The sequence below is a fragment of the Planobispora longispora genome (assembly GCF_016863135.1).
Taxonomy (GTDB): domain Bacteria; phylum Actinomycetota; class Actinomycetes; order Streptosporangiales; family Streptosporangiaceae; genus Planobispora; species Planobispora longispora.
Map to the genome: position 1 here is coordinate 128,448 of NZ_BOOH01000004.1, position 21,148 is coordinate 149,595.

18 protein-coding genes are annotated in these 21,148 nt (G+C 73.1%); all 18 read right to left on the minus strand.

What is annotated here, in order from left to right; genetic code table 11:
• Positions 1–19 precede the first annotated feature (19 nt).
• Positions 20–1,645: a hypothetical protein gene (locus tag Plo01_RS40825; protein ID WP_203888885.1), complete on the minus strand. Its 1,626-nt coding sequence runs from the start codon at positions 1,643–1,645 to the stop codon at positions 20–22.
• 79 nt (positions 1,646–1,724) lie between these two features.
• Positions 1,725–2,579, minus strand: coding sequence for a DivIVA domain-containing protein (locus Plo01_RS02920; RefSeq protein ID WP_239315827.1), 855 nt, complete (start codon positions 2,577–2,579; stop codon positions 1,725–1,727).
• A gap of 51 nt (positions 2,580–2,630) precedes the next feature.
• Complete coding sequence (locus Plo01_RS02925) at positions 2,631–2,924, minus strand: YggT family protein (protein ID WP_203888886.1); 294 nt, start codon at positions 2,922–2,924, stop codon at positions 2,631–2,633.
• A gap of 79 nt (positions 2,925–3,003) precedes the next feature.
• On the minus strand, positions 3,004–3,510 hold the full coding sequence (locus tag Plo01_RS02930) for a cell division protein SepF (RefSeq protein ID WP_203888887.1): 507 nt from the start codon (positions 3,508–3,510) through the stop codon (positions 3,004–3,006).
• 120 nt (positions 3,511–3,630) lie between these two features.
• Positions 3,631–4,335 carry a YggS family pyridoxal phosphate-dependent enzyme gene (locus tag Plo01_RS02935; RefSeq protein WP_203888888.1) on the minus strand — a complete coding sequence of 235 codons (705 nt, stop codon included), beginning with the start codon at positions 4,333–4,335 and terminating at the stop codon, positions 3,631–3,633.
• Between the two features lie 104 nt (positions 4,336–4,439).
• On the minus strand, positions 4,440–5,804 hold the full coding sequence (gene ftsZ, locus Plo01_RS02940) for a cell division protein FtsZ (protein ID WP_203888889.1): 1,365 nt from the start codon (positions 5,802–5,804) through the stop codon (positions 4,440–4,442).
• A gap of 250 nt (positions 5,805–6,054) precedes the next feature.
• Positions 6,055–6,819 (minus strand): cell division protein FtsQ/DivIB, encoded by a 765-nt coding sequence (locus Plo01_RS02945; protein ID WP_239315828.1) that lies wholly within the window; start codon positions 6,817–6,819, stop codon positions 6,055–6,057.
• 60 nt (positions 6,820–6,879) lie between these two features.
• Positions 6,880–8,286, minus strand: a complete 1,407-nt coding sequence (murC, locus tag Plo01_RS02950) for a UDP-N-acetylmuramate--L-alanine ligase (RefSeq protein WP_203888890.1) — start codon at positions 8,284–8,286, stop codon at positions 6,880–6,882.
• Positions 8,286–9,374, minus strand: coding sequence for an undecaprenyldiphospho-muramoylpentapeptide beta-N-acetylglucosaminyltransferase (gene murG / locus Plo01_RS02955; protein ID WP_203888891.1), 1,089 nt, complete (start codon positions 9,372–9,374; stop codon positions 8,286–8,288). The genes murC and murG overlap by 1 nt, the downstream gene beginning before the upstream one ends.
• Before the next feature lie 27 nt (positions 9,375–9,401).
• Positions 9,402–10,814, minus strand: coding sequence for a putative lipid II flippase FtsW (ftsW, locus tag Plo01_RS02960; RefSeq protein ID WP_203888892.1), 1,413 nt, complete (start codon positions 10,812–10,814; stop codon positions 9,402–9,404).
• On the minus strand, positions 10,811–12,187 hold the full coding sequence (gene murD, locus Plo01_RS02965) for a UDP-N-acetylmuramoyl-L-alanine--D-glutamate ligase (RefSeq protein ID WP_203888893.1): 1,377 nt from the start codon (positions 12,185–12,187) through the stop codon (positions 10,811–10,813). Before murD ends, ftsW begins: the two co-directional genes overlap by 4 nt.
• 47 nt (positions 12,188–12,234) lie before the next feature.
• Positions 12,235–13,290: a phospho-N-acetylmuramoyl-pentapeptide-transferase gene (gene mraY, locus Plo01_RS02970; protein WP_203888894.1), complete on the minus strand. Its 1,056-nt coding sequence runs from the start codon at positions 13,288–13,290 to the stop codon at positions 12,235–12,237.
• Positions 13,287–14,774: a UDP-N-acetylmuramoyl-tripeptide--D-alanyl-D-alanine ligase gene (locus tag Plo01_RS02975; RefSeq protein WP_203888895.1), complete on the minus strand. Its 1,488-nt coding sequence runs from the start codon at positions 14,772–14,774 to the stop codon at positions 13,287–13,289. The genes mraY and Plo01_RS02975 overlap by 4 nt, the downstream gene beginning before the upstream one ends.
• 12 nt (positions 14,775–14,786) lie before the next feature.
• Complete coding sequence (locus Plo01_RS02980) at positions 14,787–16,331, minus strand: UDP-N-acetylmuramoyl-L-alanyl-D-glutamate--2,6-diaminopimelate ligase (RefSeq protein WP_203888896.1); 1,545 nt, start codon at positions 16,329–16,331, stop codon at positions 14,787–14,789.
• A gap of 40 nt (positions 16,332–16,371) precedes the next feature.
• Entirely contained in the window at positions 16,372–18,099 is a 1,728-nt protein-coding gene (locus Plo01_RS02985; RefSeq protein WP_203888897.1) for a peptidoglycan D,D-transpeptidase FtsI family protein, read from the minus strand.
• Between the two features lie 683 nt (positions 18,100–18,782).
• A complete protein-coding gene (ftsL, locus tag Plo01_RS02990; RefSeq protein WP_203888898.1) occupies positions 18,783–19,343 on the minus strand; it encodes a cell division protein FtsL in 561 nt (186 codons plus the stop codon).
• Positions 19,330–20,328, minus strand: coding sequence for a 16S rRNA (cytosine(1402)-N(4))-methyltransferase RsmH (gene rsmH / locus Plo01_RS02995; protein WP_203888935.1), 999 nt, complete (start codon positions 20,326–20,328; stop codon positions 19,330–19,332). Before rsmH ends, ftsL begins: the two co-directional genes overlap by 14 nt.
• Positions 20,329–20,694: 366 nt before the next feature.
• Positions 20,695–21,126, minus strand: a complete 432-nt coding sequence (gene mraZ / locus Plo01_RS03000; protein WP_203888899.1) for a division/cell wall cluster transcriptional repressor MraZ — start codon at positions 21,124–21,126, stop codon at positions 20,695–20,697.
• Between the last annotated feature and the right edge of the window lie 22 nt (positions 21,127–21,148).

Genomic DNA, 21,148 nt, shown 5'->3' on the forward strand with positions numbered 1-21,148 from the left:
CTGATCATGGAGCCGCCCGCTACTGGCAGACCGAGCAAGCGCTCAGACCGGCCTCCTCGGCCTCGGCCCGGGACATGGTCTGCAGGCCGTCGTCGTCCACGCCCCTGATGAGGGGGCAGGCGGTGCCGTGGAAACGGCGGGTGCCCACGATGACCTTCACGGTTCCGGGGCGGTCCGCACCGGCCCGGTCGTCTTCCGGCGGAGCGCCGTCCTCGGCCTCCTCGACCACGACGGCGGGGATTCCCCTGGGCGAGGTGTCGGTGTCGTCGTCGGCCAGCGCCTCGGCGACCTTCTTCTCCTCTTGCCTCTCCTCGGGGGAGGACGTCCCGGCCGCCTCGGTGACAGGCGGCCCGGTCTTCTCCTGAGGCGTCTCAGGCTCGCCGGGAGACGTCGCCGCCGCCGGCTCCTCTGCCGAGGTGGAGTCGGCCGACACCTGCTGCCCGGCGCGCCCGGGTGCGGTCTCGGCCGGCTCCACCGGCTCGGATGCGCCGTTCTGCTCCACGACGTCCTCGCGCTCGGCGGCGGACTCCGTGGGAAGTCTCCGAGCGGCGGGGCCTTCCGGCTCCGTCACGGGAGGCTTCACGGCCACGGTCTCGGAGGCGCTGTCCTCCGGCCGGATGTCGGACGGGGAGCCCATGGGGTCCGCGGACTCCGCGGGCTCCGCGAGCTCCGCGGATTCGGGCTCCGTCTCCTTCTCCTCCGCGACGGGCTCCGGTTCGGCGCCGGGCTTCGGCGCGGTCGCCGGAGGAGTCACGATGTCGCGGCTGAACCAGCTGGTCGCCGCGGCGTCCTCGGCGGGCGGGGCGGCCGGTGCCTGAACCGGGAACGCCGGGGTGGCGGGCGGGGCGGCCGGCCGGTTCGGCGGAGCGCCGCCCGAGGCGGCCGGCGCGTAAGGAGGGGTGAACCGGGTGGTGACCTCGGGGTCGGCCGGTCCGGCGGGCGCCGGTCGGGAGCCGGCCGACTCGGCGGGCGCGGGCCCGGCGGGGGCCGCGGGCGCCTGCTCCGCGAAGGACGCCGGGGAGTCCTGCTCCACGGCGGTCCGCGGCCTGGCGGGCTCCTGGACCTGCGCGGGAGCGTCCTGTTCCTGCGCGGGAGCGTCCTGGCGTCCCTGTGCGGGAGCGTCGTCCTGCGGCGCGAGTCCGGCGGTGAACTCGGGCAGGCACGCGGTGCACGGGGTGAAGCCCTCTTCCCGGGCCTCCTCGTGGGTCAGCTCCTCGTGGTCCCTGCCGGCCAGCTGGCGGCACCCGGCGACGTGGTAACGCCTGCGGCCGGGGATCACCAGGACGATCGACTCGGCGTCCAGCGGGCCCTGCCGTCCGGCCGGAACCGGGCGGGTCGGAGCCGCGACCGGGGCCGTCTGGCGCACGCCGTGCGGCACCGCGGCGGGCCGGCCCGCCGGGACGTGCTGCGGAGGGGACGCCATGGACGGTGCGGGCATCGGCCCGGCCGGTCCCGCCCCCGGGTGGGGGGACGGTGGAACCGCCCCGGCACGGCCTCCGCCGGGGAACAGTTCATGGCGTCGCAGCAACGCCCCGATCACCAGGAAGACCGCGGACAGCATACTGACCGCGATCGACCATATGACCAGGGGCGGCTCGCCCAGCACGACGCCCGCGATGAGCAGGACGACGGCCGTCAACACCAAACCAGCGCTGATAAGGATCACAGGAGAACTCCCGGGTACGGGTCAGGGGGAATGACCCGACACCTTAGCGACGGTCTCGTCAGCGACGATCGTTGTGCGGTCCCTCGGCACCCTGGAAGGCCCCGGGGTGCGGCGAGGGCTCACCGCCGAACGGGTTGGCGGGACCGGCCTGCAGGGGCTGCTGGGGCCCGGGGGCGCCGGCGTGGGACATGGCGGGCGGGCCGCCCACGATCGGGAAGCCGCCGCTGCCCTCGGCCGCGACGTTCAGCTCCGCCAGCTGGTTCTCCAGGTAGAGCTTGAGGCGGCTGCGGTACTCGCGCTCGAAGCTGCGCAGCTCCTCGACCTTGCGCTCGAGCTCGTCGCGGTTCTGCACCAGCGAGCCCATGGCCTGGCGGTGGCGCTCCTGCGCGTCGCGCTCCAGCGTCTCGGCGCGGGCGCGGGCGTCGCCGATGACCTGCTCGGCCTGGCGGCGAGCCTTGGCCAGGATGTCGTCGGCCTCGCGGCGGGCGCGGGTCACCGTCTCGTCCGCCTCCCGGCGGGCGTCGGCGATCGCCTGGTCGGCCGTCTGCTGGGCCAGGGCGAGCACGCGGGCCGCGGTGTCCATGTTGTCCTCGGCCGGGGGCATGCCCATTCCGACGGGGACGGGCTGCTGCACCGGCTCGGGAGCCCGCATCGGCTCCGGCTGCGGCGGCATCATCATCTCGGGCTTGGGCTCGACGGGCGCCGGCGCCATGGCCATGCCCATCCCGCCGGGCACCTTGCCCCGCATGCACTCCGCAAGCTTGGCGCGGAGCTCCTCATTCTCCTGAATGAGGCGGTCCAGCTCGGACTCGACCTCGTCGAGGAAGGCGTCGACCTCTTCCTCGTCGTAGCCGGGCCTGAGCCTGGTCGTACTGAACTGCTTGTTCCGCACATCAGCGGGTGTCAGCGGCATTTTTCGGTCTCCTTGGCGCGCTTGGAGTCTGTCCTGAGGGACGGTACCCGATCAACGAGGTGGAAGCGCGGACACGAGTTGGATCAAGACCAAGACCACAATGAAGAGCACTGTGAAGCTTAGGTCAAAGGCAACCGTACCCAACCGGAGTGGCGGAATGAAACGGCGGAGGAACTTGAGAGGTGGGTCGGTCGCCGTGTATACGGCCTCCGCCAGCACCAGGACGACCCCCGTGGGACGCCACTGGCGCGCGAACGCCTGCACCGTCTCAAAGATCATTCTGCCGATCAGCAGAACCAGGTAGAGGGCCAGGACGAGGACCAGGATCCCGCTAACGATCTCCACGCTGCTGTCCTGCCTCCGTCCTGGTCAGCTGCCCCCAGAAGGACGGGGTGGGCTTCGACTCGATGTGCATAGTGGAACTCTAACTCTGGTTGAAGAACCCGCGTTCCGCGATTCGGGCCTTGTCCTCGGCGGTCACCTCGACATTGGCAGGGGACAACAGGAACACCTTGTTGGTAACACGTTCGATGCTCCCGTGTAGGCCAAAGACGAGACCTGCCGCGAAATCGACGAGCCGCTTCGCGTCGCTGTCAACCATCTCCGTCAGGTTCATGATGACCGGGGTGCCGTCGCGGAAGTGCTCCCCGATCGTCCGCGCCTCGTTGTAGGTGCGGGGATGAAGCGTCGTGATGCGCGCCAGATCGGTCGTGCGGCGCTCCAGAACGGCCGTGGCGGGCCTCGGAGCGGGAACCCCGGGGTCTGCGGTGTCGTCCTCGCGTTCGTGGACCGTGCCGGCCCGTTCGTCGCCGCCGCGCCGCGAGTCGTCGAACTCCTCGTACTCGTCGTCGGGGTAGACGTCGTACCTCTCGTAGCGGTCGTCCTCCACAAGACCGAGGTAGACCGCCATCTTGCGCATCGCGCCGGCCATCGCTGCTTCTTCCTCCGTCTTACTTCGATTGACCCGGGGTGGCAGCCATCCCCCCTTGGAGCTCACCGCCGATCGACCACTGACTGAACCCGTGAACGCCAAGGCCCACTTGGAGGGACATTACCTGACGAAGGGCTTGCGGCGACCGAGCAACGCCGTACCGACGCGGAGGTGTGTCGCGCCGTTCGCCACGGCCTCGGCGAGATCTCCGCTCATTCCCGCGGAAATCACACCGGCCCCCGGGTGCGCGTCCTGTACGGCCTGCGCGATCTCCCACAGGCGGGCGAACGCCTTGCCCGGTTCCTCCCCCAGCGGAGCCACCGCCATCACCCCGCCCAGCCGGAGCCCCGGAGCCCCGGCCACCTCGTCCGCCAGGGCGGCCACGTCCGCCGGCCGGGCGCCGCCCCGTCCCGGATCGCCGTCCAGCGCCACCTGCACCAGGCAGGTGACCTCGCGGCCGGCCCTGACCGCCTCGCCGCTGAGCGCGGCGACCAGGCGCGGGCGGTCCACCGAGTGCACGACGTCGGCGTAGCCGACCACGGAGCGGACCTTGTTGGTCTGCAGCTGGCCGATGAAATGCCAGGTGAGGGCGAGGTCGGCGCATTCGCGCGCTTTGCCGGAAGCCTCCTGGTCGCGGTTCTCGCCCACGTCCCGCACCCCGAGCCCGGCCAGGAGCCGCACGTCGGAGGCGGGATAGGTCTTGCTCACCGCGATGAGGGTCAGCTCCTCGCGCGCCCGGCCCGCCGCCCGGCACGCCTCGGCGATCTGCGCCTCGACCTCCGCCAGCCCGGCCGCGATCTCATCTCGTCGTGTTTCCGCTGTCACGTTCCCGCCGCTCAAATACCGACAAACAGGCGGAATCTATTCTCGCGGCCGGAGCGGGACCGGCTGTCACCGGCCCCGGCGTGAGCAATGTCACTTCCGGAAGATCACTTCAGGAAGTCGGGGACGTCCAGGTCCTCGCCCTGCTCCTCGAAGATCACCGGACCCTTGCGGTCGGCGGGCCTCGGCACGATGGAGGTCGGCTGCGCCGGCTCGGGCGTCGGCCGCGGGATGGACACCTGCGGGTGCTCCTCCGCGCGCCGCGGCTCCGGCTCCACCGGAGAGGCCAGCTGGACCGGCGGCGGCGCGGACGGGGCCTCCGCCACCGGAGCGGGCTGGAGCGGCGCAGGGGTGACCGGCCGCACCGGCGGGGGCGGCGGCTGCACGGCCCTGGGCTCGGGCCGGGGTTCGCTCTTCACCGTGGGAGTCGCCGGGCGGACGGGAGCGGCCGGAGGCGGCGGAGCCGCCGGGCGGGCCGCCGGCGCACGCGCGGCCCCCTGGGGCGCCGTGGTCTGGCTGGGCGCCAGGGGCTCGTCGAACCCGGCCGCGATCACCGTGACCCGGACCTCGTCGCCGAGGGCGTCGTCGATGACCGTACCGAAGATGATGTTGGCGTCCGGGGCCGCCGCGTTGGAGACGAGCTGGGCCGCCTCGTTGATCTCGAACAGGCCGAGGTCGGAGCCGCCCGCGATCGAGAGCAGCACGCCGTGCGCGCCGTCGATGCTCGCCTCCAGCAGCGGGCTGGAGACCGCCATCTCCGCCGCCGCGACCGACCGGTCGTCGCCGCGGGCGTGGCCGATGCCCATCAGCGCCGAGCCCGCGTCGGACATGACCGACTTCACGTCGGCGAAGTCGAGGTTGATCAGACCCGGGGTGGTGATGAGGTCCGTGATGCCCTGGACACCGGAGAGCAGGACCTGGTCGGCCGCCTTGAAGGCGTCCAGCACGCTCACCTGGCGGTCCGAGATCGACAGCAGCCGGTCGTTCGGGATCACGATGAGGGTGTCGACCTCCGCACGGAGGGTCTCGATGCCGGCCTCGGCCTGCATCGCCCTGCGGCGGCCCTCGAAGCTGAAGGGGCGGGTCACCACGCCTATGGTCAGGGCGCCCAGGGACCGCGCGATGTTCGCGACGACCGGAGCGCCTCCGGTGCCCGTGCCACCGCCCTCTCCCGCCGTCACGAACACCATGTCGGCGCCCTTGATGACCTCTTCGATCTCCTCGCGGTGGTCCTCCGCCGCCTTCCGGCCGACCTCGGGGTTGGCCCCCGCACCGAGACCGCGCGTGAGCTCACGCCCGACATCCAGTTTGACGTCGGCGTCACTCATGAGCAGCGCCTGGGCGTCGGTGTTGATGGCGATGAACTCGACGCCCTTGAGTCCCTCCTCGATCATCCGGTTGACGGCGTTGACTCCGCCGCCGCCGATTCCAACAACCTTGATGACCGCGAGGTAGTTCTGCGGTGCTGCCACGACGAGGGGCCTTTCCGCTCGTTGACTTGCAATTTCATGCGGCACGGGGTCGTGCCGTCGTTTTCTTCAACCCTCAACCTCAAGTTGAGATTTAGATTTATGTCAACCTGAGGATTGATACGGACAGTAGGAGCTACGCTCCAGGCGGGTCAACTAACCGCGCCGCAAGCACGCCCGGCGTGTCGCACCTGTCCTTTTCGCCAGACGCCCCGGCGGGCGCCCCGGGACCGCGCGCGACCTCGGGGAGAGGTCACTCCACCGCCACGACATCCGGCGAGCTCACATCATAGGAGTCCGCCGGTCGCCGGAGCAGGACGGTCAGCACCCGCGCCTTCTCCTCGGCCCGGTCGCTCCCTCCCCACATCACCGAGCGGCCGTCCCTCAGACGGAGTGAGACGGCCTCGGGGGACGGCACCAGCACCTCCGCGACCCGCACCAGCAGTTCCCGCGGCAGCGTGCTCACCACGGCCAGCGCCGCCCCGGTCGCCGGATCGCCCGGCCCCGGGCTGGACAACCGGAGCACCGGCAGGGTCGGCGGGGCGACGTCCTTGATCTCGACCACCACCCCGTGCCGGTCCACCAGCGCGGTCTTGGCGCCCATCGCCACCGCCGCCACCGGCTCCCGCTCGACCACCTCGATCACCAGCGTCCCGGGCCAGCGCCGGTCGGCCCGCGCCGACTCGACCCGACGGATCGCGGCCACACGCCCCTCGACCTCGGCCAGGTCCACGGTGGCCAGGGGCGTGCCCTCGGCCACCCCCGCCGCCCCCCGGACCTCCGCGGCCGGCACGGCGAGGTTGCCCGACACCCGGATCTCCCGGACGCCCAGGACCGGCGAGACGAACACCAGCCACGCCGCCGTGCCCACGACCCCCACGGTGAGCAGCGCCAGGAAAGCCGTCCGCCACACCCTGTTCGACGGCGACGCCGCCGCGTCGCGGCTCGGGGGCTGGTAACCGGTGCCTTCCCTCGTCCCACGCTCGCTTCGCAGCGCGCGCTCCTCAGTCCAGCGCACCGGCGCCCCCTCGCGGGTTCGACGGCGACGCCGCCGCGTCGCCGCCGGGGGATCGTTCTCTCACCGGGAGGACAGCTCCGCAACGATCATGGGGCCCAGCTCGGTCACGTCGCCCGCGCCCATGGTGAGGACGATGTCGCCCGGCCTCGCCCTGTCGGCCACCAGCGCGGGCACGGCCTCGCGCTGAGGGGCGTAGGCGACCTGGGCGGACGGCAGCGGCACCTTGTCGGCCACCAGGGCGCCGGAGACTCCCGGCTCGGGGTCCTCGCGCGCGCCGTACACGTCCAGGACGATCGCCTCGTCGGCCAGCCCCAGGGCGGCGCCGAACTCCTCGGCGAAGAACCTGGTGCGCGAGTAGAGGTGCGGCTGGAAGACCGCGATGACCCGGCCGGAGCCGGAGAAGGAGGCCACCACGTCCCGCGCGGCCCGCAGGTCGGCGGCCAGCTCGGTCGGGTGGTGGGCGTAGCTGTCGAAGACCGCCACCCCCCCGGTCTCGCCCTTGGCCTCGAAGCGCCGCTTGGCCCCGGTGAAGGCGGCCAGACCCTCGCATATGGCGGAGAAGGACACGCCCAGCTCCGCGGCCACGGCGATGACGGAGGCGGCGTTGAGCGCGTTGTGCCGGCCCGGAACGGCCAGCCTGACCTCGCCGTGGCCGCGGACCGTGAACCGCACGCCCATGCCGTCGGGGACGATGTCCCCCACGTGGAGGTCGGCGTCCTCGGCCTCGCCGTACGTGATCACCTTCAGGCCGCGCCCGCGGGCGAGCGGCACCAGCGCCGCCGAGCCGGGATCGTCGAGGCACACCACCAGGGAGGTGCCGATCCGCTCGACGAAGCGGGCGAAGCTGTCGTGGACCGCCTGCGGATCGCCGTAGTTGTCGAGGTGGTCCGGCTCGACGTTGGTCACCACCGCGATGTCGGGGGCCAGCATCAGGAAGGAGCCGTCGCTCTCGTCCGCCTCGGCCACGAACACCTCGCCCGTGCCCTCGTCGGCGCCCAGACCCGTGGTGACCAGCTGGCCGCCGACGCAGTAGGACGGATCGGCGCCGCACTGCTGCAGCGCCACCGTGAGCATCGAGGTGGTGGTGGTCTTGCCGTGCGTCCCGGCCACCGCCACCGCGGCCCGTCCGGCCATCACCGAGGCCAGCGCGGCGGCCCGGGGGATCACCCGCAGGCCCTGCCGGAGCGCCTCGCCCAGCTCGGGGTTGGAGTCGCGGATCGCGGTGGAGACCACCACGGTGTCGACGTTCCTGATGTGCGAGGCGGCGTGGCCGATGTGGACGACGCCGCCCAGCTCGCGCAGGGCGGTCACCATCTCCGAGCCGCGCGCGTCGCTGCCGGAGACCGGGACGCCCCGCTTGAGGAGGATGCGCGCGATTCCGGACATGCCGGCCCCGCCGATCCCGATGAAGTGGACCCGTCCGAGATCCTCGGCCGCGACCGGCTCCACCAGTTTGACCAGGCTCATCATGCTCTCCCCTGCGCCGCGATCTGGAGCACCCTCCGGGCCAGCGCCACGTCGGCGTCCTTGCGGCCCATCCGGGACGCGGCCTCCGACATGGCCACCACCCGCTCGGGGTCGGACAGGATCGGCAGCACGTGGCCGATGATCCACTCCGGCGTCAGGTCGGCGTCGTCGATCATGACCCCGCCGCCCGCCTGGACGATCGGCGCGGCGTTGAGCCGCTGCTCGCCGTTGCCGTGCGGGAGCGGGACGTAGGCGGCGGGCAGGCCCACCGCGGTCAGCTCGGCGCACGTCATGGCCCCGCTGCGGCACAGGGCGAAGTCGGCGGCGGCGTAGGCCAGGTCCATCCGGTCGACGTACTGCAGCACGACGTACTGCGGGTCGCCGGGGGGCGGCTCCTGCTCCAGCGTGTTCTTCGGGCCGATGACGTGCAGCACCTGCACGCCCGCGCGGCGCAGCGCGGGGGCGGCGGCCAGCGCCGCCCGGTTGAGCGATCGCGCGCCCTGGGAGCCGCCCGTGACCAGCAGGGTGGGCAGGTCGGCCTCCAGCCCGAACCAGGAGCGCGCCTTGTCGCCCATGGACAGCCGGTCCAGGCCGACGATCTCGCGCCGGAGCGGGATCCCGATGTGCTCCGCCTTGGCCAGGGGGGTGTCCCGGTGGCCGGTGAACACGTGGTCGGTCAGCCGCGCGCCGAGCCGGTTGGCGAGGCCGGGACGGGGGTTGGCCTCGTGCACCACGATCGGCACGCCGCGCCGCCGGGCCGCCAGGTAGGCGGGGGTGGCCACGTAACCGCCGAAGCCGACCAGGATGTCGGCCCCGACCCGGTCCATGATCTGCGCCGTCGTGGAGATGGCGCCCGCCAGACGTCCGGGCACGGTCAGCAGCTGCGGTGTCAGCGCACGGGGCAGCGGCACGGCGGGCACGAGTTCGAGCTCGTATCCCCGGGCGGGGACGAGCCTCGTCTCGAGGCCCCGTTCCGTGCCGAGACAGGTGATCCCGATGGTCGGATCCAGTTGCCGCAGCGCGTCGGCCAGGGCCAGCGCCGGTTCGATGTGACCGGCCGTCCCGCCGCCGGCGAGGACCACTCTCACAGGTCGGTCCTTTCGCTTATGTCTCACTCATCGTCTTCCGCGCCCCGGCCGCCTCGTCGTTCCGGGGCCGCCCAGGCCAAGCCAGCTTAGAGCCCGCGCCGCCGGTCCGGGGCCACGTGCGAGGAGAGCGTCGCGCGCACCGGGCTCCTGTTTGGCGAACGACAGCAGCATGCCGAGCGCGGCGAGCGTCGGCAACAGCGCCGATCCGCCGTAGGAGACCAGCGGCAGCGGGATGCCGGTGATGGGCAGGACGCCGATGACCGCGCCGATGTTGACGATCGCCTGGCCCACGATCCAGGCCGTCGCGGCGGCCGAGGCGAGCCGGACGAACGGATCCCTGACCCGGGTGGCGACCCGCAGCCCGGCGTAGCCGAGCAGGCCGAACAGCGCGACCACGACCAGCGTCCCCATCAGGCCGAGCTCCTCGCCGAGGATGGCGAAGATGAAGTCGCTCTCGGCGTGCGGGAGCCAGTTCCACTTCGCCCGGCTGGACCCCAGCCCGATCCCGAACCAGCCGCCGCTGCCCATCGCGATCTGTCCCTGGACCGCCTGGTAGCCCGTGCCGTCGGCGTTGGCCCAGGGGTTGAGCCAGCCCTCGATCCGGTCCGAGCGGTATCCCTCGGTGACGATCATCACGACGGTGGCGAGCACCGCGACCCCGAGGATGCCGCCGAACAGCCGCAGCGGGGCTCCGACCACCCACAGCAGCGCCAGGAAGATCGCCAGCAGGACGATCGTGGTGCCCAGGTCGCTGCCGAGCATCACCATGACCGCCATGATGGCGGTTCCCGGCATCAGCGGGATGAACAGGTGACGCCACTCGATCACCCCGTTGCGGGCCCTGCGGGACAGCAGGTCCGCGCCCCACAGCAGCAGGCCCAGCTTGGCGGGCTCGGACGGCTGCAGGTAGATCGGCCCCAGGTCGATCCAGCGCTGGGCGCCGAGCTGGGAGGTGCCGACGAACAGCACCATCACCAGGCCGATGATGGACAGCGCCATCAGCGGATATCCGGCCAGCCGGAAGAACCGCACCGGCAGCCGCGAACAGGCCCACATGATCGGGATGCCGATCGCGGCGGAGATCGACTGCTTGAGGAACCAGTAGAACGGGTCCCCCGTCTCCTGCAGCGCCTCGACGCTGGAGGCGGACAGGACCATCATCAGCCCCAGGGCCACCAGCAGCGCGCTGACGCCCAGGAGCAGGTGGTAGGAGAAGAGGGGACGTCCCAGCAGCTCGCGCAGGCGCGCCGGCAGGCCCTCGGCCGAGGCCCCCCGCGCGGGCGGGCGCTTCGGGGACGCTTCCGGGACGGCGCCCTCCGGCGCGGCCGCCGGGTCGCCCTCCCGGGCGGGACCGCTCTTCTGCGAGGCCGGGTCGCCCTCCCGCACGGGACGGATCCTCCGGGAGGCGGACGCCTCCTCCGGCGTGACGCCGGGGCTCATCCGCCGTCCTCCCCCCGCAGGGCCGCGAGCCGGTGCACGGCCCGGGCGAACGCCTCCCCCCGGGCCGGGTAGCCGGTGAACATGTCCAGGGAGGCTCCCGCCGGGGCCAGCAGCACGGTGTCTCCGGGGGTGGCGAGCCGGGCGGCTTCGGTGACGACACGGTCCATGACCCCAGTGTCCTGCCCCGCCACCTCGACCACCGGGACATTCTCGGCGTGTCGCGCCAGGGCCCGGCGGATCCGCTCGCGGTCGGCGCCCAGGAGCACGGCGCCGCGCAACCGGGGGGCGGCCTGCCGTACGAGCTCGTCCACGTCGGCGCCCTTCAGCTGCCCGCCGGCCACCCAGACGATCGCCGGGTAGGCGGCCAGGGACGCGGCGGCGGCGTGCGGGTTGGTGGCCTTGGAGTCGTCGACGTAGTCGACCTCGGCGACCCGGGCGACGTGCGCGATCCGGTGCGGGTCCGGCACGAAGTCCCGCAGCCCCTGCCGCACGGCCTCGCAGGACACCCCGAAGGCCCGGGCCAGGGCGGCCGCGGCCAGCGCGTTGGCCACGTTGTGCGGCGCGAAGGGCCGGACGTCCTCCAGCGAGGCGAGCTCCTCGGCGGTGCGGACGGGGTCGCCGGTGAACGCCCGGTCCACCAGCAGGTCCTCGACCACGCCGACCTGTCCGGGACCCGGCGTCCGCAGCGTGAAGCCGATCGCCCCGGGGTACGGCGCCGCCAGGCGGGCCGACCACTCGTCGTCGGCGTTGTAGACCACCGTCCCGGCCCTGGCGAAGATCTCCCCCTTGGCCCGGGCGTACTCCTCCATGGAGCCGTGCCAGTCGAGGTGGTCGGGGGCGACGTTGAGCACCGCGGCGGCGTGCGGGGCGACGCTGGGCGCGCGGTGCAGCTGGAAGCTGGACAGCTCCACGGCCAGGACGTCGTACGGCCCGGCGACGGCCTCCACGACCGGGACGCCCACGTTGCCGACCGCGAGCGCCTTGCGCCCGGCCGCCGTCAGCATCGAGGTGAGCATCCGCACCGCGGTGGTCTTGCCGTTGGTGCCGGTCAGCGCCAGCCACGGCGCCGCGTCCCCGGGACGCAGCCGCCAGGCCAGCTCGACCTCGCCGATCACCTCGATCCCGGCCCCGGCCGCGGCGACCAGCAGCGGGTGGTGCGGCGGCCAGCCGGTGGCGACGGCCGTCGAGGTGCCCTCGGGCAGCCCGGCGGGCTCGCCGAAACGGACCTCGACCCCCAGCGCGGCGAGCTCGGCGGCGACGGCGCGCTGCCGCTCCCCGTCCACGGCCTCCAGGACCACCACCCGCTCGCCGCGCCGGGCCAGCAGGCGGGCGGCGGCGGCGCCGGAGACCCCGGCGCCCAGGACACAGAACATTCGGACTACGGATCCTTACTGGGAGGAGCGACGCGGCGGAGCCGGGATCACTTGGGCACCCATTCGACGTAGAACAGGCCGAGACCGGTCGCGGCGAACAGGCCCGCGACGATCCAGAAGCGGACCACGATGGTCGTCTCCGCCCAGCCCGCCAGCTCGAAGTGGTGCTGGAGCGGGGCCATCCGGAACACCCGTTTCCCGGTCATCTTGAAGAAGCCGACCTGGATCATCACCGACATGGTGATCACCACGCACATCCCGGCCAGGATGATCAGCAGCAGCTGGGTGCGGGTGGTGATGGCCAGACCGGCGATCACGCCGCCGAGGGCCAGCGAGCCGGTGTCGCCCATGAAGATCTTCGCGGGCGGGGCGTTCCACCACAGGAAGCCGATCAGCGCGCCGAGCACGGCGGCGGCGACCACGGCCAGGTCCAGCGGGTCGCGGACCCAGTAGCAGTTCGGGCCGAGCTGGCTGGTGCAGCTGTTACGGAGCTGCCAGTTGCCGATCAGGATGTAGGAGGCCAGCACCGCGCCGGTGGCCCCGCTGGCCAGGCCGTCGAGGCCGTCGGTGAGGTTCACCGCGTTGGAGAATCCCACGATCATGATGAGCACCCAGATCGTGAACCCGACGATGCCGATCGAGGGACCGAAGTCGCGCAGGAACGACACCCGGGTCTCGGCCGGGGTGATGGCGTAGGCGTCGGGGAACCGGGTCACCAGGACCGCGAAGACCGCGCCCACGATGAGCTGGCCGAGCGCCTTGGCGCCGCTGCGCAGGCCGAGGCTGCGCTGCTTGTAGATCTTGATGAAGTCGTCGAGGAAGCCGACCGCGCCGAGCCCCGTCATCAGGAAGAGCACGAGCAGGCCGGAGACCGTCACCTCGTGCGGCGGGATGAGGTGGGCCACCCCGTAGGCGATGAGCGCGGAGATCACGATCACCGTGCCGCCCATGGTGGGGGTGCCGCGCTTGTCGTGGTGGCCGGAGGGCCCCTCCTCGCGGATGCTCTGGCCGTAGCCGCGGCGGGAGAACAGGCGGATCGCCAGGGGGGTGCCGAAGATGGACAGCAGCAGGCCCACCGCCGCGGCGATGAGGATGTCCCTCACCGGCCGTCACCCCCGAGCAGCGCCTCGGCCACCCGCTCCAGCCCCGCGACGCGCGGCCCCTTGAGCAGGACCACGTCGCCGGGCTTCAGCACCGCCTCCAGGGCGGTCGCGGCCGCCGCCACGTCCGGGACGTGGGTCACGACGGTGCGCGGGCCGTCCGGCGGCGGGGGCGGCGCGACGGCCTCGGGGGCCTCCGCGCCCGGGGCGGCTGCTCCCGCGCCCGCAGCGGCCTCCTGAGCCCCGTCCGGTACGGCTCCCGCGGCGCGGGCCCCGGCCAGGATCGGCCCGGCGTCCCGGCCGACGACGAACAGCCCCGTCAGCCCCGCGCCCCCGGCGAGACGGCCCACGCCCTCGTTCAGCGCGTCGCTCTCCTCACCCAGCTCCTGCAGGGAGGCGACGACCGCGAAGCGGCGGCGGGCCCCCGCCAGGGCGTCCAGGGCGCCGAAGGCCGCGCGCATGGAGTCGGGATTGGCGTTGTAGGCGTCGTTGATCACGGTGACGCCGTCGGCGCGGTCGGTGACCTCCATCCGCCAGCGGCTGCGGGGCTCGGCCTCCGACAGCTCCTCGGCGATGGTGGCGACCGGCAGGCCGAGCTCGTAGGCGGCCGCGGCGGCGGCCAGGGCGTTCTCCACGGCGTGCTCGCCGTACAGGCGCAGGGCGACCGGCGCGGCGCCCGAGGGGGTGCGCAGCGTGAAGGAGGGGCGGCCCCGCTCGTCGACGGTCACGCCCTCGGCCCGTACGGTGGCCTCGGCGGCCCGGCCGTACCAGGTGACCCGGGCGGCGGTGCGCTCGGCCATCGCGGCCACCAGCGGGTCGTCGGCGTTCAGCACGGCCACGCCGTCGGCGGGCAGCGCCTCCACCAGCTCGCCCTTGGCCCGGGCGATCGCCTCCTTGCCGCCGAAGACGCCCAGGTGGGCGGTGCCGACGTTGAGGACCACGCCGATCTTCGGCGGGGCGATGCGGGCCAGGTAGGAGATGTGCCCGACGTTGCGGGCGCTGAGCTCCAGCACCTGGTAGCGGGTGGTCTCGTCGGCCTTCAGGACGGTCAGCGGGTGGCCGATCTCGTTGTTGAACGAGCCGGCCGGGGCGATCGTCGGGCCGATCCTGGCGGTGAGGCGGGCCAGCAGGTCCTTGGTGGTGGTCTTGCCGGCCGAGCCGGTCACGCCGATGATCGTGGAGCGGGGCAGCTCGGCGCAGACGGCCGCCGCGAGGGCCGCCAGCGCGGCCTTCGTGTCACTGACGATCACCGTCGGGACCTCCAGCGCCCGCTCCGCCAGCACGGCCACCGCGCCGGCCTCGACGGCCTGGGCGGCGAAGTCGTGCCCGTCGGCCCGCTCGCCCTTGAAGGCGACGAACAGCGACCCCGGTACGGCGGCCCGGGAGTCGATGACGACCGGGCCGCGCACCACCGCGCGGGGATCGGTCATGCCCGTGAGGGCGCCCGAGGTTATCTCGGCGATCCTGGCCAGTGGCAACGGGATCATGATGTGGCTTCCCTACTCTCCATACGTGCTTCGGCGCCCGGTCCGGTTCCGCCGTCTGACGATCGCGTCGGCCACCACCTGCCTGTCGTCGAACGGGAGAACCTGATCGCCGACATACTGACCTTGCTCGTGGCCCTTGCCGGCCACGACGACGACGTCGCCGAAACCCGCCCGGGCGATCGCCAGGTCGATGGCCGCGGCCCGGTCCGGCTCAATGATCACATGTGCGCGCTCCTCCTCGGGCACGCCGAGGACTCCGTCCATCATCTCGGCCAGGATCCGCAGGGGGTCCTCCGAGCGAGGGTTGTCGCTGGTGAGGATAGCCACATCCGCCAGGCGGGCGGCGGCCTCCCCCATCATCGGGCGTTTGCCCCTGTCCCGGTCGCCCCCGCAGCCCAGCACCACGGTCAGCCTCCCGGCCGTGACCTCGCGCACCGAGCGCAGCACCGACTCCACCGCGCCCGGCTTGTGGGAGTAGTCGACGATCACCTGGAAGTCCTCGGCGCCCGGGACCCGCTCCATCCGGCCGGGCACCCCGGGCAGGGCGCCCACGCCCGCCACGGCGGTGCGCAGCGGCACGCCCGCCTCCACCAGGGAGACGATCGCGCCCAGCGCGTTGGCCACGTTGAACGGGCCCGGCAGGGCGAGCGTGACGTCCTCCTCCACGCCGCCGGGACCGGCGACCCGGAAGACGCTGCCGTCGGCCCCCAGGCGCACGTCCACGGCCCGCCACTCGGCCTCCCCGGCGCCCCGGGCGGAGAAGGTGGTCATCGGGATCCCGGCCCGGCCGAGGAGCTCCCGCCCGTGGGCGTCGTCGACGTTGACGACGCCCACGCGGCTCATCTCCGGCGTGAACAGCCGGGCCTTGGTCGCGAAGTAGTCGTCGAGGTCCTTGTGGAAGTCCAGGTGGTCCTGGGAGAGGTTGGTGAACAGCGCGACGTCGTAGAAGACGGAGTCGACGCGGCCCAGCGCCAGCGCGTGGCTGGAGACCTCCATCGCGGCGGCGGTCACGCCCTCCTCCCGCATGAGGGCGAACAGGCCCTGCAGGTCGCTGGCCTCCGGCGTGGTCAGCTTGGGCGCGAAGCGCAGGTCGCCCGCGTGGATCTCGACCCCGCCGATCAGACCGGTCCGGTGGCCGGCGGCCCGCAGCCCGGCTTCGAGCAGGAAGGTGGTGGTGGACTTGCCGCTGGTGCCGGTGACGCCGATGACCGTCACCTCCCGCGCGGGATCGCCGTACACCCAGGCGGCGACCCGGCCGAGCAGGGCCCGCGGGTCGTCGACCACCAGGACCGGCAGCCCGGTCGCGACCGCGGCCTCGCGGCCCTCGGGGTCGGTCAGGATCGCGGCGGCCCCGGCGGACAGCGCCTGCGCGGCGAAGTCGGCGCCGTGCGCCGTGGCTCCGGGCAGCGCGACGTAGAGGTCTCCGCGCCGGACCTGGCGCGAGTCGATGGTGACTCCCGAGACCGCGGCCAGCGCCGTCCGCGACGTGCCCGAAGGCGCGCCGAGCAGGCTCGCTAGCCCGGACAGCGGCCGGGGTGAACTGGTTGAAGGTCGCATGGACGACGGGGGACGCACGGCGAGAGCGTACCGTTCCCGCTCACTCCCCGGCGCGTATCCGCACCGCGGGCGGCGTCGTTCCGGTGGGCGGGACCTTCTTGCTCTTCAACGCGAACGTCATCACCTTCCTGAACACGGGGGCGGCGATCTCCCCGCCGTAGTGGCCCTCGCGGGGGTCCTGGATCACCGCCAGGACCACCAGGCGCGGCTTGTCGGCCGGGGCGAAGCCGACGAAGGTCGCGGTGTAGCCGCAGTAGCCCTGGCATGCGGCGTCGTAGCGCATCGCGGTGCCGGTCTTGCCGGCCACCCGGTAGCCGTCGATCGCGGCCAGCGTGCCGGTGCCGTCCTCGCTCACCGCGGCCTCCAGCATCGTGGTGACCTCCCTGGCGGTGCGCTCGCCGACCACCCGCGTCCGCTTGCCCGGCGGCGCCGGCACGAACGCGCCGTTCGCGTCGGTGGCGCCCGCCACGATCGACGGGGCGACCCGGATCCCGCCGTTGGCGATGGTCTGGTAGACGCTGGCCGTCTGGAGCGCGGTGACCGAGACGCCCTGCCCGTAGGCGATCGTGCAGCGCTGGCTGCCCGACCAGTTCTGCCAGGACGGCAGCAGCCCGGCCTCCTCCCCGTAGAAGCCCGCGCCTGGCTTGGAGCCGAACCCGAAGCGCCGCAGCATGTCGTGGAGCCTGCGGTCCCCCACCTTCTGGGCGGCGAGGATGGTGCCCACGTTGCTGGAGGTGGCGACCACGCCGGAGAAGGTCAGCCGCTCGGTGGGGTGCGGGTGCGAGTCGCGCAGCACCCGGTCGGCGCACCTGATCTCGTCCTTCACCGTGAACACGGTCTCGGGCCGCACGGCCCCCGACTCCAGCGCGGCGGCGGCGGTGATCACCTTGTTGGTGCTGCCGGGCTCGAACACGTCGGCCACGGCCCGGTTGACCCAGCCCTCCGAGGGGGTCTTCTTCCAGTTCTTCAGGTCCAGCTCGGGGGCGTTGGCGGCGGCCACCACCTGGCCGGTCTGCACGTCCATCACGATGACGCTGCCGGTACGGGCGCCGGTGGCCCTCACCTGCTCGGTGATCGACTGCTGCGCGGCCCACTGGATGTCCCGGTCGATGGTGAGCCGCACGTCCCTGCCCGCCACCGGGGTCTGGCGGGTGGTGCGGGTCATCGGGATCCGCTCGCCGTCGCGCCCGGTCTCCATGATCTGCTCGCCGTCGCGCCCGGCGAGCAGCTTGTTGTGGAGCAGTTCCATGCCGCTCAGCCCGTAGCCGTCGTCGCCGACGAAACCGATCAGGCTGCCGGCGAGGTCGCCGCCGGGGTAGTCCCTGAGGTACTTGTGCTTGCTCCCGACGCCCTTGAACTCGTGCGCCAGCACCTTGCGCGCCACCGCCGGGGTGACGGTCGCCAGCGGGACGTAGTGCTTGGCGGGGTCGGCGAGCTTGGCCGCGACCTGGTCCTCCGGCACGCCGAGCTCCGCGGCCAGCGTCGTGGCCACCTTGTCGCGCTCGCCGGGAACGACCACCGCGGGATCGAGGAAGATCTCGCGCGCCTCGATCGTCAGGGCGAGCTCGTGCCCGTTGACGTCGGTGACCGAACCGCGCCGCGCGGGGATCTTCTCCTCCTGGACGCGCCGCTGGGCCGCCTCCGCCACGTACACCTTGGAGTCCAGGCCCTGGAGCTGGACCAGGCGCCCGGCGAAGATGGACAGCACGAACGTCATGACGATCAGGCCGATGTGGATGCGCCTGTTGGGGTTGCCCAGGCGCAGCATCGCGGGCGGGCGCGGCGCCCGGGGCGGCTGGGGGGGCCTGGGGGCACGCGGCGGCCGGGGCGGCCTGCCCGCCCCGGAGCCGTCCCCGCGCCGCGCCGCGCCGGGGCGCGCCGCCTCGGGACGCGGCCGCTCGGAGCGCGCCCCTTCAGAGCGCGACGTCTCGGAACGTGAGGTCTCGGGACGCGACCTGTCAGAGCGCGACGTCTCGGAACGCGGCCTGTCAGAGCGCGGCCGCTCGGGGCGTGAGCCCTCGGGGCGCCGCGGCCTTCCGGGCGCTCCGGAACGCGCCGTCCCCTCCTCGCGCCCCGGTCGCGCGCCCGCGCCCCTGTCCGGCCTCGCGGTCCCGTCGGCCCGGCCGGACCTCGCGGTCCCGTCCGCACGCCCAGGCCGCGCCGTGCCGTCCGTGCGGCCCGGCTGCCTGTTCTCATCCCTGCGACCCGGCCGCGCCGTGCCGTCCGTGCGGCCCGGCCGTCGCGGCTCGCCCGAGCCCGCCTGCCCGCCCGGGGGGCGCGGCCGTCCCGCGCCCGGCGGACCCGGCAGGCCGGACCGGCCCGTGCCCTCCGGACCGTCCGGGCGCCCCTGCCGGTCCGCGCCGCCCGGCCTTCCCTGGCCTTCGGGACGGCCCGGGCCGCGACGGCCGGAACCGCCGCGGCCGGATCCCGGACCGCGGCCACCGCTGTCCTTCACCGGTCCGTGCTCTCCACCGGCTTCTGCCCGCCGGGCATCCGGACGTCGCCGGCGCCCGGGGCGCCGGCGGGGTCTCCGGGGTCGAGCGCGTTGACGGAGTCCCAGTCGGGCCGCCGGCCCCGCTTCTCCGCGTCGCCGGCGATCACGCCGGGCTGCTCCGCGCGCCTGTTGTCGTTCTCCCGTGTTTCCTTGGCCAGGGTCAGCTCGGTGATGTCGTTGCGCAGATCGCTCTCCCGGAAGGATCCCTGGGCCAGGACGGTGTTGAGCAGCAGCAGCGTGACCAGCCCGCCGCAGAGCAGGCCGACCAGGAGCAGGACGAAGGGAGCGCGCGGCGCGCGGCCCCGGCGGGGGGCCGCACCCGGGGAGCGCGCCTCGGCGGGGGCCCGGAGCGCGGCCGGAGGCTGAGCCGCGACGGGACCCGGAGCCGCGGGCCGGGCGGCGGGCTCGGCCTCGACCGGCCTGGGCCTGCGCCTGGGCGGCGTCGCGCGGGGAACGCGCGCGGGCCGTGCGCCGCGGCCGGGAACGGCGCGACGGACGTCTGACTCACTCCTCGTCAACTGCCTCACGGATCCTCTCTACCGCCCTGCACCGGGCGGAGGCCGCCCGCGGGTTGCGGGCCACCTCCTCTTCGCCCGGGAGTTCTGCTCCCCTCGTCACGAACGCGAACCGCGGCTGGTGGGCCGGGAGCGGGACGGGGAGGCCCGGAGGGCCGGTGTCCCTGGTCCGCGCCGCGAAGACCTGCTTGGTCAGCCGGTCCTCGAGGGAGTGATAGGCGAGCACGACGGCGCGCCCGCCGAGCGTCAGCGCGTCGAGCGCGGCGGGCAGGGCGCGTTCCAATGCTGTCAACTCCGCGTTCACCTCGATTCGCAACGCCTGGAAAGTCCTTTTTGCGGGGTTTCCCCCGGTTCTCCGCGTGGCTGCGGGGATCGCCGTCCGGACGATCTCCGCAAGCCTCTTGGTCGACGTTATGGCTTCCTTGCCCCGTTCCTTTGCTATTAGGTGCGCGACACGCGGGGCGAATCTTTCTTCGCCGTAATCCCGGAGGATCCGGATCAGCTCTCCGACGGGGTAGGTGTTGACGACGATCTCCGCCGTCAGCTCCTCGTCCCGGTCCATCCGCATGTCCAGCGGCGCGTCGTAGGAGTAGGCGAAGCCGCGTTCGGCCTCGTCGAGCTGGGGCGAGGAGACGCCCAGGTCGAACAGGACGCCGTCGACCCGGGGCCGGCCTGCCTCGGCCAGCACCTCGGGCAGCTCGTCCGAGACCGCGCGGACCAGGGTGGTCCGGCCGGCGTACGGCGCCAGCCGGGCCGTGGAACGCTCGATCGCCGTGGGGTCTCGGTCGATCCCGATGAGATGGAGCGAGGGGTGGGCGGCCAGCAGCGCCTCGGCGTGACCGCCGAGACCGAGGTTCGCGTCGACGAGGACGGGCTCGGGCCGGTCCAGCGCGGGGGCCAGCAGTTCGAGCACGCGGTCGAGCATCACGGGGACGTGGGCGGGGGCACCGGCGGGGACGTCACCGCCCGGAGCCTGAAGATCGGACATGTCCTTCTCGGCGCGCATCGCGGCGCCACCCCCCTCTACGCCGCCCCGCTCGCGGATGTGCGGCGGACGTTCATCGGTGTGCTGGAGCCCTTTCCGGTCCGGGACCTCGCCCGGGGCCTGCTCCCACGAACAGACCCTAGAGGGCGAGAACGCGACGCGGCGCCGTCCGGGCGCCGCGCGGCAGAGTGCGAAGTCATCGGAAAGGCCCTTACCGGCCCCCACTCCGGGCCGTCCGGCCAGGTCCCCATCCGCACCCGCGTATCCGCTCGTCCACCTGACACCGGGGAAGGTGCATCAGCTGGCATGCGGCTGGTTGCGGGTGGAGACCTCGCCGAACGACGTTTCACCGATAAGTCGACCGTGGAATCACAGAATCCCTGGCAGCACCTCCTCCGACAGATCGGCGAACGCCTGCTCTTGGTCGGCCAGATAGGTGTCCCAGGCCTGCGCGTCCCAGATCTCCAACCGGGTGTTGGCTCCGATGACCACGCAGTCACGGCGCAGGCTGGCGTATTCCCGCAGAGCCTGCGGGATGGTGATACGCCCCTGCTTGTCGGCGACCTCGTCGGACGCGCTGGCGAAGAAGACACGGCTGTAGTCACGGACCGCCTTGGCGGTCACCGGCGCCGTGCGCAGGGCCTCGGTGATGCGCCTGAACTCCTCTACGGGAAAGACGTAGAGGCAGCGCTCCTGGCCTTTGGTGATCACCAGACCCTCCGCCAGCTCCTCACGGTACTTCGCCGGCAGGAACAGCCGTCCCTTGTCGTCGAGGCGCGGATGATGGGTGCCGAGGAACACCGGCCCCACCTCCCGTGCCTAG